Genomic DNA, 14,025 nt, shown 5'->3' with positions numbered 1-14,025 from the left:
CAAGGCAGTCCCGGCGGGATTTCCCGGATTGGGCGCACTACCGACCCGGTTTTTCCTTCATTTTGGAGTGGCGGAAATATTATGCGACGGGGCGCAGGTGCCAAGATGCCCAGCGGAGCCAAGATCATAGATCATGGCTTCACCCACCGCACGGCACCCGCGCGCCGTCGCAATTGTTTCAATTCGGCGATCCCGACGAGCCACGCGAAAATTGGGTGCGTCACCGACTTTCGCGACACCTCGGAGCAAATCGTTGCACTCGACGGCTCCGAGGAGCGCTCTAGTCTAAGGTATCATTGCCGGTCCTCCGAGCAGTCTTTACTGGGTCGGAGGCCCGGATTGCTGCTCGGAGGTCTCGGCATCCGGAACAATAGTCTCTTTTTACGAACTGAACCGCCTAGGTCATCCATCCTTCAGCCCCCGGACGCAATTATCCGAAGGAGTAGAATCATTAATTGCAGGAAAAATTATTGACTTCCTGGCGAGCTTGCGCCAGCGCATCCTGGTATTCCTGGGTGCTGGTCACCGCAGCACAGGTTTCGAAGCCCTCGACGGCGTCCAGGTAATCATTGGCCTCCTGACGCCAGGCGTCACAATTGGCCTGGGTGGGATCATTTCCGTAGGCAACGGCCGCATCACTGAGGGCCATCACCGCGTCGCTTAGGGCCGTACTAAAGGCCGCGCTGGTACAGTTGTTGGGGGTAACCGGATCATCGTCGTCGCCACAGGCGGCTACGAAAATGGCGGCAAAGAGCAAAACGGGATACAAGAACTTGTACATGAATAAGGGGTTGTTTTGGTTCTTTATGCTGAGTCGTCTTTTTCCGTTACAACCATCGCCAAATTTATACCACCGAACTGAGGGAGCGCAGCCACGGCTGGCGGATTCCCCCGGCGATCAGGCGACTTTTGGCGCTTTCGGCGGCACTCCGCGTAGCGAACGGCCCCACGATGATCTTGAAGGCCGTGGCCCCGTTGACCTCACTGATGTGAATCAGCACCGGCAGGCGGAATTTAGCTTCCAGTTCCTGTACTTTTTTCAGCACGTTCTCAAATTCCTTATTCACGGCCACCTGCAGGCCGAATCCGCTGCGGGATTGTCCGCTGACCGAAATCCGGATCAGATCGTTGCCGGACACGGGCGCGGAAACCGGCGGTGGCGTGGTGGGGGTAGTTGGCGTCGTGACCGGCGGCGGTGTGGGGGTTGGCGGCGGAGTGGTAATCGGTGGCGTGGTCGTCCCTCCTGCGGGAGGCGTGGTTGGCGTGGTGATCGGGGGCGGAGTCGTTCCGACGCCCGCCAGTCGCTGGGCCTCGGCCACGGCCCGTTCGGCGTTCACCCGGCCAAAGCCATACTTGGTGGAATATCCCCGGGCGTCGTAATCCCAACGGTTGCCGATCTTATCGGCCGTGGACTCCAGGATGCTTTTCACCTGGGCGCTGGTCAGGTTGGGATTGGCCGACAGCATCAGCGCGCAGATTCCCGCCACCAGGGGCGTAGCGGAGCTGGTGCCCCCGAAGTGCTTGTAGAAGGGCCCACGGTCGATGCCGTCGACGTAATACCGTTTATTGGCCGGCATCCCGGGGTTGCCGCCGTCCCAGCTGGCGCGGGCGGCCAGAATCGGCCAGCCGCCGTCGCTGGGGGCCACCACGCTCAGGCCGGTGCCCCGGTTGCTGTAGCTGGCGTGGGTATCGTTGCTGGTGCTGGCCCCCACGGCAATCACGCCGGGAATGGTGGCGTAATAATTAATGTACTCCCGGCCCTCGTTACCGGCCGCAAAGACCACCACGGAACCCTTGCCGTTTCGTCCGCTGGTGATGGCCCGCCGTACGGACTGGATATGTTCGTTCCCCGGACGGAAACGGGGGTCGATGGTGCCCCAGGAACAGGAGATAACGTCGGCCCCGTTGCGGATGCAGTGGCTGAACATCCGTTCGGTGAGCCACTTGGAGTAGGTCAGTCCGTGCAGGGGCATCAGCCGTGATAGGGGGGCGGCGCCCACCAGGCCGCTGCCGTTGGCCGCGCCGATGGCCACGCTCGCACAGGGGGTGGCGTGGTTGCCCACCGCCGAGCCCGTCGGGAGTTGGGCGCTACCGCTGGAGATGCTCAGGGGTGCGACCACCTTACCCCGTAAATCGGGGTGGTTCAGGTCAAAGCCGTTGTCGATGACGGCCACGGTGATGGAGGAGCTGCCGAGGTTACCCAGGCGCCGCCAGGCGGCACGCACCTTGGCGTCCGCCCCGGGCTTCAGCGGGAAGTTGGGTACGTCCGCTACCCTACCGTTATTCTGTAGGTGCCACTGGTGGGAGAGTAGGCCGTCGCGGGGTTCGACGAAATACTGGTCCAGGGGAACGTCCAGGTCCGGAATGGCTTTCTCCACCATGCTGAGCTTCTGGAGCGCCACGGCTACCTTTAGGGGGTTCGGACTCTTGGGAGTTACCTGCAGCACGCAGGTGCCGTCTTCCCGCTGCTCGAGTACTTCGAGGGCAAAGGTGTCAAAAATTACCTGACTTTCTTCCTTCCCGACCCCTTCGGCCAAATGGCAGTAGATGATGCCGGTGGGCACCACCGGACGGTTATCCCCGTCCACAAAGTACACGTGGGTGCCGACGTCGACAGAATCATCCCGGCGCACCTCATCCAGGGCGTCGTCGATGTTTTTATCCTGACGTAAAGAAACCACCTGGAATCCTCCCAGGTCGGGGATGACGTTCGTTTCCACGGCATCCACCTCCTTTTCCTCCCGGTTTTTCCGCAACCCCACCAGCTTACTGGATTTTCTCAGGGCAAGGTCTCCGGACTCCGATTGTACTTTAATCTCCTTCATGCTGGGAAGATAGGAAAGAATGGCGGAAGGTATCGCCAGATTTATCCGCTCTCTTACTCCTTCCCCCGCGATGCATTGGATGGCCCTTCCTTTTCCTTAGCTTTCTTCTGAACTTACCCCATTTCTCTCAAAAAATTGATCCCCGTAGCCATCTGGCTTTTCCCAAACGACCCCGCGATGCATCGGATGACCCTCCGCTTCGCTCCGGAGACATCCGATGAACGCTACTTCTGTCTTCCTTCTTCCTGTCTTCCTTCTCCTCAGCCCCCGCCTTTATCCTTAATCCTCAGTCCTAAATCCTCCTGGTTTTCTATCTTCGCCAGTCATGGCAAAGACATCCAAGAAGCGCTCCAAGAAGGTCACTCCGCTGATGCAGCAATACAACCAGGTGAAGGCCAAGCACCCGGAAAGTTTGCTGCTGTTCCGGGTGGGCGACTTTTACGAGACCTTCGGCGAGGATGCCGTCAAGGCCGCCCAGGTACTGGGGATCATCCTGACCAGCCGCAACAACGGCGGCAGCGACGTGGAACTGGCGGGCTTCCCCTACCACAGTCTGGACATGTACCTGCCCCGCCTCGTCAAGGCCGGCTACCGGGTAGCCATCTGCGAGCAGCTGGAAAAACCCAGTAAGGAGAAGAAGATTGTCCGGCGGGGCGTCACGGAAATCGTCACCCCCGGCCTGGCCGTAGACGATAAACTGCTGGACCACAAGAGCAACAACTTCCTGGCCTCGGTGGCCTGGTCCGGGGGCAAAAAGGACGTCTTTGGATTGTCCCTGCTCGACATCAGCACGGGAGAATTTCTCGTCGCCGAAGGCTCGGGCGATTACGTGGATAAACTTCTCCAAAGCTTCACCCCCAAGGAAGTGCTGCTCAGCAAGGACCGCAAAAAAACTTTTCTGGAACGTTTCGGAGATCGGTTTTACCTCAGTCCGCTCGACGAATGGATCTTCACTGAAGACTACACCCAGGAAAAGCTCCTTCGGCAGTTCAACGCCACCAGCCTGAAGGGATTCGGGGTGGAGGAAATGCAGCTCGCCCAACTGGCCGCGGGGTCCATCTTACACTACCTGGAGACCACCGAAAACAAGAACCTGCAGCACATTACGCGCATCAGCCGACTGGCCAACGACCGCTACGTCTGGCTGGACCGCTTCACGATTCGCAACCTGGAGCTGCTGCACAGTCCGCACGACAACGGCGTACCGTTGGTGCGGGTGCTCGACCACACGGTCACGCCCATGGGTGGACGCTTGCTCCGCAAGTGGGTCGTCTTGCCGCTCATTGACCTCAAGGCCATCCGGTCACGGCACGCCGTGGTCAATACCTTCGTTGGCTCCCCCGTCCTGCTGCAGGATCTGGACGGCTGCCTGAAGCAGATCGGCGACCTGGAACGCCTCATCAGCAAGGTTCCCCTCGGTAAAATCAATCCCCGGGAAATCCGGGCGCTGCGCGATGCCCTTTGCGCCATCGGCCCCATTAAGGCGCTGATCGCCGACGCGAAAAACGAAGTCCTGGCCCACATTGCCGGTAAGCTGGATGACCTGCCCGAGGTATGCGCCGAAATCGACCGCCAGGTGCAGGAGTCTCCGGCCGTCAACCTCAATAAGGGGGGCGTGATTGCCGACGGATTCGATCCAGCGCTGGATGAACTGCGGGACATCACCCGCAACGGCAAGGGGCGCTTGGCCGCAATTCAGCAGCGGGAGGTGGAGCGCACCGGCATCAGTAGTTTGAAGATCGGCTTCAACAACGTGTTCGGGTACTATTTGGAGGTCACCAATAAGTACAAGAACGACGTTCCTGAAGAGTGGACCCGCAAGCAGACGCTCACCAACGCCGAACGCTACATCACCGAAGAACTCAAGGAGCTGGAGAATAAGATCCTCAACGCGGAAGACAAAATCCTGCAGCGGGAGGAAGAGCTTTACGAGGAACTGGTGGTCTGGTTGCAGCAGTTCATTGCGCCCATCCAGCACAACGCCGCCCTGATCGGGCAGCTCGACTGCCTGCTGTCCTTCGCCAAGGTGGCGAACCAGCACCGTTACGTGATGCCGGAGCTGGACGAGAGCCAGGACATCGACATCACCCAGGGCCGCCACCCCGTCATCGAACAACAGTTGGCGGTCGGGGAGCAGTACATCCCCAACGACGTTCGCCTCGATCCGGAGGAACAGCAGATCATCATGATCACTGGGCCGAACATGTCGGGTAAATCGGCGCTCCTCCGCCAGACGGCCCTCATCGCCCTCATGGCGCAGATGGGGAGCTTCGTGCCCGCCCAGCAGGCCCGTCTCGGCCTCATCGATCGCGTCTTCACCCGCGTGGGGGCCAGCGACAACATTTCCAGCGGAGAATCCACCTTCATGGTGGAGATGAACGAGACGGCCTCGATCATGAACAACATCACCGACCGCAGCCTCATCCTGCTCGATGAAATCGGCCGGGGAACCAGTACTTTCGACGGCATCAGCATCGCCTGGGCCATTGCCGAATACCTACACAGCAACGGGCAGACGCGGCCCAAAACGCTTTTCGCCACCCACTACCACGAGCTCAACGAGCTGGCCGGCCGACTGGAACGCATCAAGAACTATTCCGTAGCCATCAAGGAGCACGGCAACCGCATCATTTTCCTGCGCAAACTGGTGCCCGGCGGAAGTCAGCACAGTTTCGGTATCCACGTCGCCCAGATGGCCGGAATGCCCCGCAGCATTGTTGCCCGGGCCACGGACATCCTCGCCCAATTGGAGCAACAGCACATTACTGCCGACGGTGATCAGCAGGGCGCAAGCGCAGGTGCCGAAGTTTCCGGGAACGGCCATGCTCCCCAGGCCCAAACCGCCGCCACCGCCTCGCTGTCCACCGAAGCAATGCAACTTTCCATCTTCGAAACCGTCGACCCCACCGCCGGAAAACTCAAGGCGGCCCTCGAAGAAATCAGCATCAACAACATGACGCCCATCGAATGCATGATGAAGCTGAATGAGCTCAAGCAATTGCTGGAGGAGTAGAAGCGCCTCCGGAAGAGGCTTGCTAACAACCCGCCCGCATAATCAATCTCTCTCCAGCACCCCCCGGAAAAGGCTTGCTCCGCAAGCCGGGCGTTTAGCGGGAGAGAACTGCTTCATATCAAGGGTCATTTTTCGTTCTCAACCGACCGGCCTGCGGAGCAGACCTAATCCCAATTCCCCACCCCGGAAGAGGCTTGCTCCGCAAGCCGGGCAATAACCCTACGTATATTTTCCAACCAATTCCTCCGTCAAGTAAACCCCCGGATATTCTGTCCAGTGTTGTACTGAACGAGCCGCTACGGGATTGTTTAAAATATAGCTCAGCACTTGATGAAAGGTTCCTGGCCTCAGATCACGATCAAAAAAGTCGTACGCCCAGAATTTACCTTTGCGGCCGAGCAGTTTATTGCACTTTACTGCGGTGAACGTTTTGTGTCGGTGCATGAGCTCTGGTAGATCAACCAGATTTGTTCCGCCCCCAATCAAGACATGCACGTGATTATTCATCACGCATACCGCAATCAATTCAAGGTCTCCTTTGTCGGCGAGAAACTTCCAAGAATCAATAACCACCCGCTTACACTCTATACGGTGAAGCAGTCCCTTTCCTTTCCGGAATTTAGCCGATAGGCGATGAAATTTTTTCTGGGCACGCTCAGTGGCTCTTTGTTCAAAACACATTATTGACTCGGGTGCAAGTGTAGGGGATTGCCGTATCGTTAGCAGCTCAATTTGATGTTTTCGCCAAAATTCTTCCGCCACCCGCTGGGGTAAGGAGTCAAAGGTTCGGTACACGAGATGAACATAATCTTCCCCCAAATCACGGTGTGGAAGCCGGTTTTGCTTTTCGGTGAAGGCCATAACAATTAATAGGGTAAAAAAAACAAAAGGCTTTCCAAGCTACGGTATTTTCAGACAAGATCTGTATAACTGATCGACGACCGGCCTGCGGAGCAGACCTAATCCACCACCACACCGGAAAAGGCTTGCTCCGCAAGCCGGGCGTTAGCGGGAGAGAACTGCTTCATATCAAGGGTCATTTTTCGTTCTCAACCGACCGGCCTGCGGAGCAGACCTAATCCACCACCACACCGGAAAAGGCTTGCTCCGCAAGCCGGGCGTTCAGCCTGACAACCAACCAGCCTACAGACCAGACCTGAACCACCACTCCCCCGAAAAGCGCTCCCAACAAGCCGGTCATTCCGCCATCACCAAACATAAACCCCACTCCAGACCTTATGCATAGGTATGAAATATACCCATGACCTCATCGTGATCGGTGCCGGGTCGGGCGGCCTCGGGGCCGCCGGCTTCGGGGCCGCCATCGGGCTGAAGGTGGCCCTCATCGATCGCTCCGCCAAAAATTTTGGAGGGGACTGCCTCAACTACGGTTGCGTCCCGAGCAAAGCGCTGCTCCACGTAGCCTCCCTCTTCGCCGGCGGAAAGCAAGCCGAACGCTTCGGACTGAAAACCTCGGGCCAGGCCGACTTCCCGGCCGTCATGCGCTACGTCCACGAGCAGCAGGACATCATCCGGGCCCACGAAACACCCGAGTACCTCGAAAAAGAGTATGGTCTGGAGTCCATCATCGGCGAGGCCAAATTTTCAGCGGCACGGGAGGTGACCGTCAACGACCGGAAATTGACGGCGCGGCGGATTGTCCTGGCCACCGGCTCCGTCCCCCGCCACCTCGAGGTTCCCGGAGCGGATGACGTCCGGCAATGGGACAACGAAAGCCTGTTCTGGGAACTGGACACCCTCCCCGAACACCTCCTGATCGTCGGGGGCGGCCCCATCAGCTGCGAAATGGCCCAGGCTTTCGTTCGCCTGGGCAGTAAGGTTACGCTGCTCGTCCGGGCCAAGCAGTTGCTGGAAAAGGACCCGGCCGTCATGGGCAACATCCTCGCCAACCGACTGCGTCAGGAAGGCGTCGACCTCCGCTTCGAAACCACCATCACCAAATTTGATGGGCCCCATTCCGCCACCCTGAACGATGGACAAACCATAACCTTTACGCACCTACTGGCCGCCATCGGCCGGGAAGTACGCACGGAGGGGATCGGCCTGGCCGCTGCGGGCATTGAAGTCCGGGACGGAAAAATCGTCACCGACGACTACTACCGGACTACCAACCCACACGTATACACCGTGGGAGATGCCTACGGCCGGGAAATGTTCAGCCACGGAGCGGAAAAGCACAACACCGACCTGTGGAATAATTTCCTGAGTCCCCTGCGCAAAAAGCATCGCCTGGAGGCCTTCAGTTGGGTCACCTTTACCGACCCCGAAATTGCGGTATTCGGTCAGACACCCCGACAGCTGCGGGAAGCTGGTATTGACTTCGACCTCGTGCAGCAATCCTTTGACCACGACGACCGGGCCGTAGCGGCCGATTACCGGGAAGGGCACCTGATGCTCTGCCTGTCCAAAGGTTTCTGGGGAGGAGGAAAAATCCTTGGCGGCGCCATGGCCGCCCCCGGTGCCGGGGAAATGATCCAGGAGTTACAACTGCTCCAACTCCTCGGCAAAAAGTACAGTACGCTGACCAACAAGATTTACGCCTATCCCGTGGGCAGCCGCATTAACCAAAAGCCCGCCCGGGACCGCACCTCCGAATTCCTCCTCTCGGATCGGGTGACCAGCATCCTCCGTTGGTTCTACCGGCTGAAGAACCGGTAATCCATCAAGGTTGTCGGAAATACCCCAGCTCGGCGCGAATTTGCAGGTGAAGGGTCTTCACTCCCCGCGGGAAATAGGCTTCCCATTCCTCCTCGTCAAAATAACTGTGCCAGTAGCCCCATTCATCTCCGGGGTAGCGTAGGTAGGTCGTAGTCCGGTTCCCCTCTACGCCGAGGGCCAGATTGGGGCTTTTTTGGATGTCCTGCTCGTCCGTCGGGCAGGAGGCGTCGGGCTGCAGAAATTCCAGCCCGATGAAGGCCCCCGACCGCGGCAGGAAAATGTCTTCCTCCCGTAGGTTAACCTCCAGCATTTTTTGTCCGGCGGGAACGTACACCTCAATGGTCCGTTGTAGCAAACTCCCGCCCGGGGCCCGTTCTTTCTCCTTTTCCACCACGCTGAACAGCCGGAGGCGGAACAGGCCGCCGCAGGCCTGGTTGTTGTTCAATTTGGCCATTACCGACCGCAACCATCCTGGCCGTCGATTTCCCGGCAGGTAGCGGACGATCGTGAAGCCCTTGGGGGCGGAAAAACCCCAGGTGCCGGGGGCGTTGAGGCTACCGGACGCCCGGCGGGTCATTCTCCCGGAGCGTTGCAGTTCGATGGTCGGCAACTCCAGGCTGGAAGGCGTCAGTTTCACGGTATCCGGCAAATCACCGGCCCTGATTTTTCGGTCTTCGTAGCCCAGGGCGGAAAAAAGAAGTTCTTCCACCTGCGCCACGTCGTAAAACTTGAAACGCCCCAGCATATCCGTGTACTGACCCTCCAGCCGCCCCTTGATGGCCACGGCCGCAAAGGTGATCGGCGTGCCGTCTTCAGCATCAATGACTACCGCCGATCTGGTCTGGGAAAACAGGGAAGACGATAGGGCAAAGCAGCAAAAAAGGAGGAGGCTGATGGGTTTCATGGCGGGCGTTTAGTTAATCCCAAAAACCAAAAATCAGCCGCCTGGTTTAGTGTTTTACCCGACGGGAAGGGGCATTTGGGCGTCACCGCAGGTGCCCGGCCTTACCCTCAGAGCAAGCCGAGCAACAGGTAAATCAGGGCCGCCGCTCCACCGGCGATACCGGCGTAGGGCAACTGGGTCTTGACGTGGTCCACGTGGTCCGTCGCCGAAGCCATACTGGACAGGATCGTGGTGTCGGAAATCGGGGAGCAGTGATCGCCGAACACCCCTCCGCCCAGCACGGCGGCCACGGCCATCAGTACGTTCGCGTCCATTTCGGTGGCCATCGGCACGGCAATCGGCACCATAATCGCGAAGGTTCCCCAACTCGTTCCGGTGCTGAAGGCGATGAAGCAGGTGACCAGAAAAACCAGAAAGGGGACCAGGCCCGGCGTGATGAATTGCTGCGCGACCTCGGAGACGTAAATTCCCGTCTCCAGTTTCCGGCACAGGGCGCCAATGGCAAAGGCCAGCAACATCAGCAGGGCCAGCGGGATCAGTCCGGCAATTCCCTTCAGCACCAGGTCCACGGATTCGCGGATGCCAAAAATGCCCTGGGCCTTATAGACGATGATGGATACGAGTATCGACAGGGTTACGGCGGTCAGTACGGCCGTGGACCCACTTCCACTGCCGATGGACTGGAACAGCATGGCACCTGCGTTCGCGCCCTCTCCCAACAGCTCCCGGGCATCCGCCCAGCCGGTATAGGCCAGCATTACGGGCATGAAAAACACCATCACGATGATCGGGATAATCATGTTCCGGGATCGCGGACGCACCCCTTCCTTGGGGGCAATATCCGTCAGTTCCGTATCCACCACCGGTGTGGCACCTTTACTCAACACCCGTCCGGAGGCGGCACGTTCCTGCGCCTTCTTCATGGGTCCGAAGTCGCGGCCCGAAAGGATGATGACGGGCACCAGCAGCAGCGCCAGGATGGCGTAAAAATTATATCCAAGGGCCTGGATCATGGTGCCAAATGGATTGGCAAATCCCTCGGCGGCCAGCAGGGTCATGATGAAGGCGCCCCAGCCATTGAAGGGGATGAGGATGGACGAAGGTGCCGAACTGGAATCGGCGATGTAGGCCAGCTTTTCGCGGCTCAGTCCCAGCTTATCGAATATGGGCCGGTACAGGGTACCGACCGTCAGCACGCTAATGCTGGACTCCACAAAAACCAGGGCTCCCGTCAGCCAGGCCAGTAACTGCACGACGATCCGGCCCCGACCATCCCGCTGGTTCTCGTAGTGCTGGAGCCTACGCTCCACGGCGGCGATGAAGCCCGCCACGCCCCCCGAAGCCTGCATAAACACGATCAGCGCCCCCACCAGGGCACAGAACATGATGGTGCGGGTGTTGCCGGCATCCGCAAACACGTCCACCATGCCCTGCAGGGTATCGAGGAACCCAAGCCAAAGGTTACCTCCGGCCAGAATGACGTAGCCCAGAAAAATGCCGGTGAGTAAAGAAATAAATACCTGCCGGGTGAGGATGGCCAGTAAGATGGCCACTACGGGAGGGATCAGGGTGAGGAAGCCGAGTTGTTCCGCCATGGATGTGCTTTACTTGGTGCGTAAGCTAGCCAAAAAAGAGCTAATCGATCGTAGTTCATGGTGTAGCGAAGGGCAGACGCGCAAGGCTACCCGCTGGCGGCAGTGCTTCCGTTATTGCAAGCCAGCTGACGTATCCGGCCAATAATTCGGCCGTTAGTCGATTGTTACGGCCGTTGATCGAAATACCCTGACCACTGGTCGGATCGTTTACGACCTTAAAGCTTTGTTTTAGTTAACCCTAATCCATTATTTCATGCGAATAAATATACTCGCCACCCTATTACTTTTTTGCGGGGGATTCCTTTTTGCCCAGGACGCAGCGCCGTCCATCAAAAAGATCACCACCGTTGAAGGCATCACCGAATACCAATTAGATAACGGGCTGCAGGTCCTGCTGTTCCCGGATCAATCCGTTCCCACCATCACCGTAAACGTCACCTACAAGGTGGGCTCCCGCCACGAAGCGTACGGAGAAACGGGCATGGCGCACCTGCTGGAACACCTCGTGTTCAAGGGTACTCCCGATCACCCCGACATTCCCCAGGAGCTTACCGAGCACGGTGCCCGACCCAACGGTACCACCTGGTACGACCGGACGAACTACTTCGAAACCTTTGCCGCCAGCGACGAGAACCTGGACTGGGCCCTAGACATGGAGGCCGACCGGATGGTAAATTCCTTCATCGCCAAGGAAGACCTGGACAGCGAGATGACCGTGGTCCGCAATGAGTTTGAGAGCGGAGAAAACGACCCCGGCGGCGTCCTGATGGAGCGGGTGCTCAGCACCGCCTACCTGTGGCATAATTACGGAAAGTCCACCATCGGCTCCAAGGCCGACCTGGAAAACGTACCCATCGAACGCCTGCAGGGTTTTTACCGGAAATACTACCAGCCGGACAATGCCGTGCTGGTGGTAGCCGGAAAAATTGAGGAGGAGAAGACCCTTAATCTGATCAAGGAGAAATTTGGCAAAATCCCCCGTCCGGAGCGTAAGCTCTACCCGACCTACACCCGCGAACCCGTCCAGGACGGGGAACGCTTCGTGGAGCTGCGCCGCGTGGGCGACGTACAGGTCATGCAGGCCGCCTACCACATTCCCGCCGGTCCGCACGCCGACTACGCGGCCATCAGCGTACTGATGAACATCCTGACCAGCCAGCCCAGCGGCCGCCTCTACACCACCCTGGTGGAAGACGGTGACGCCAGCCTGGTTTGGGGCTTTGCTCCGGCCCTGGCCGAACCCAGCTTCGCCATGTTCAACGTCAACGTACTGAAGGAAAATGACCTTGCTTCGGTGGAGGAAGCCTTTAAGGCTACCCTTGAGAAAGTCCGGGAAGAAGCCCCCACCGAAGAGGAGGTCAATCGGGCCAAAGAGCGGATCCTCAAGAATTTTGAACTCGGTCAGCGCGACGCCAACCGCGTCGGTCTCACCATGAGCAGCTACATCGCCCAGGGCGACTGGCGACTGGGTTTCATCTACCGGGACCGCGTGGAGCAGGTTACGGCGGAGGACGTACTGCGCGTGGCCCAGGAATACTTCAAACCCGCCAACCGCACGGTAGGCCGTTTCTTCCCCACCGAAGCCCCCGACCGGGCCGAGATTCCCGAGGTGAACAATCTTTCTGCTCTGACGGACGGTTACCAGGGCCGCGAAGACATTGATGCCGGGGAGGAATTTGACCCCGATTACGACAACATTGACGCCCGTACCGTATCCGGAACCGTGGGTAAGACGAAGGTGGAATACAGTCTGCTGGCCAAAGAAACCCGGGGCAACAGCGTAAACGCTCAGATGTCCGTTCGCTTCGGCAATCTTGAGGCCCTGAAGGGTCGCGCCAAGGCCGGAGAGATGGCCGGCAGAATGCTGATGATGGGCTCCGAAAACTATACCCGCCAGGAAATCCAGGACAAACTGGATGAGCTGAAGGCGCGCGTATTCGTGGGAGGGAGCGTAAACAATGCGTACGTTTCCATCGAAACGGAAAATAAGAACCTGGCCGCGGTGATTGACTTCGTGGGTGAAATCCTCAAGACCCCCACCTTCCCCGAGGAAGAATTCAACAAAATGGTCAAGGAGGAACTGGCTTCCATTGAGGAATCCCGGAGTGATCCGCAGGCCATCGTCTTTACCGAGATGCAAAAGCGGACCAACGACTTCCCCGAAGATCACCCCTACTACCCCACCAACTTTGACGAAGACGTGGAGCTTTTGAAGAGCACGACCATTGACGACGTCCGTGCTTTTTACGAAGATTTTTACGGGGGCTCCAACATTACCTTCGGAGCCAGTGGGGACATGGATACGGAGGCCGTCATTGCCGCCCTCGACCGAAACTTCGGCAAGTGGAAGAGTCCGAAAGAGTACAAACGGATCAACCGGCCTTACCGCGCCGTGAAGCCCGACATGGTGAAGGTAGAAACGCCGGACAAGGCCAACGCCTGGTTCGTGGCCACCCAGACCTTCCCCCTCAGCAAGGATCACCCGGACTACGCGGCCCTCGTCATGGGTAACTACATGCTGGGTGGCGGATTTTTGAATAGCCGCCTGGCTACCCGAATCCGGCAGGAAGAAGGATTAAGCTACGGTGTCGGCAGTGTATTCAACGCCGGGTCAATTGACCGCAACGCCAGCTTTATGGCCTACGCGATCTACAATCCCGAAAACCGGGAGGCCCTGGAGAAGGCCTTTAAGGAAGAAATCGAAAAGGTCCGGACGGAAGGCTTTACGGCGGAGGAAATTGAAGCCGCGAAAAGCGGTTGGCGCCAGAGCCAGCAGCTGAACCGTTCGCAGGATCGGTCCATGGCCGGTACCCTGAGCAATAATCTTTTCCTCGACCATACGATGCAGTGGTCCAAGCGTCTGGAGCAAAAGATGATGGACCTCACGCCCGAAAAGATCAACGCCGCCATCAAGAAATACATTGATGCGGACAAAATGGTCATGATTCGTGCCGGAGACTTTAAGCGAGTAGAAGCCAAGCGCCCGTAAGGGAACCGACTTATCGCTAA

General features: G+C 58.4%; 8 protein-coding genes. 3 read left to right on the top strand and 5 right to left on the bottom strand.

All coding sequences use genetic code 11. From position 1 onward, the window contains the following. Positions 1-451: 451 nt before the first annotated feature. Both E1J53_RS02230 and E1J53_RS02225 read right to left on the bottom strand, forming a co-directional pair. A complete protein-coding gene (locus E1J53_RS02230) occupies positions 452-781 on the bottom strand; it encodes a hypothetical protein (protein ID WP_134270352.1) in 330 nt (109 codons plus the stop codon). A gap of 64 nt (positions 782-845) precedes the next feature. Continuing rightward, positions 846-2,825, bottom strand: a complete 1,980-nt coding sequence (locus E1J53_RS02225; protein WP_134270351.1) for a S8 family serine peptidase — start codon at positions 2,823-2,825, stop codon at positions 846-848. Between the two features lie 325 nt (positions 2,826-3,150). Here E1J53_RS02225 and mutS point away from each other — a divergent pair, with 325 nt between their 5' ends. Further along, positions 3,151-5,838: a DNA mismatch repair protein MutS gene (mutS, locus tag E1J53_RS02220; protein WP_134270350.1), complete on the top strand. Its 2,688-nt coding sequence runs from the start codon at positions 3,151-3,153 to the stop codon at positions 5,836-5,838. 219 nt (positions 5,839-6,057) lie between these two features. On the opposite strand, the gene E1J53_RS02215 is transcribed toward mutS, so the two are convergent. After that, a complete protein-coding gene (locus tag E1J53_RS02215; protein WP_134270349.1) occupies positions 6,058-6,699 on the bottom strand; it encodes a transposase in 642 nt (213 codons plus the stop codon). 387 nt (positions 6,700-7,086) lie between these two features. Between E1J53_RS02215 and E1J53_RS02210 the strand changes: the two genes are divergently transcribed. After that, complete coding sequence (locus E1J53_RS02210) at positions 7,087-8,517, top strand: FAD-dependent oxidoreductase (RefSeq protein ID WP_134270348.1); 1,431 nt, start codon at positions 7,087-7,089, stop codon at positions 8,515-8,517. A 4-nt stretch (positions 8,518-8,521) separates the two neighbouring features. On the opposite strand, the gene E1J53_RS02205 is transcribed toward E1J53_RS02210, so the two are convergent. Further along, on the bottom strand, positions 8,522-9,421 hold the full coding sequence (locus E1J53_RS02205) for a carboxypeptidase-like regulatory domain-containing protein (protein WP_134270347.1): 900 nt from the start codon (positions 9,419-9,421) through the stop codon (positions 8,522-8,524). A 107-nt stretch (positions 9,422-9,528) separates the two neighbouring features. Further along, positions 9,529-11,016, bottom strand: coding sequence for a Na+/H+ antiporter NhaC family protein (locus E1J53_RS02200; protein ID WP_134270346.1), 1,488 nt, complete (start codon positions 11,014-11,016; stop codon positions 9,529-9,531). Positions 11,017-11,269: 253 nt separating this feature from the next. Here E1J53_RS02200 and E1J53_RS02195 point away from each other — a divergent pair, with 253 nt between their 5' ends. Further along, positions 11,270-14,005, top strand: a complete 2,736-nt coding sequence (locus E1J53_RS02195; protein WP_134270345.1) for a pitrilysin family protein — start codon at positions 11,270-11,272, stop codon at positions 14,003-14,005. Positions 14,006-14,025 lie beyond the last annotated feature (20 nt).

The organism is Lewinella sp. W8, assembly GCF_004375085.3.
In the GTDB taxonomy this organism is placed as follows: Bacteria; Bacteroidota; Bacteroidia; order Chitinophagales; family Saprospiraceae; genus Neolewinella.
This window is presented reverse-complemented; position numbering and strand designations above follow the sequence as displayed.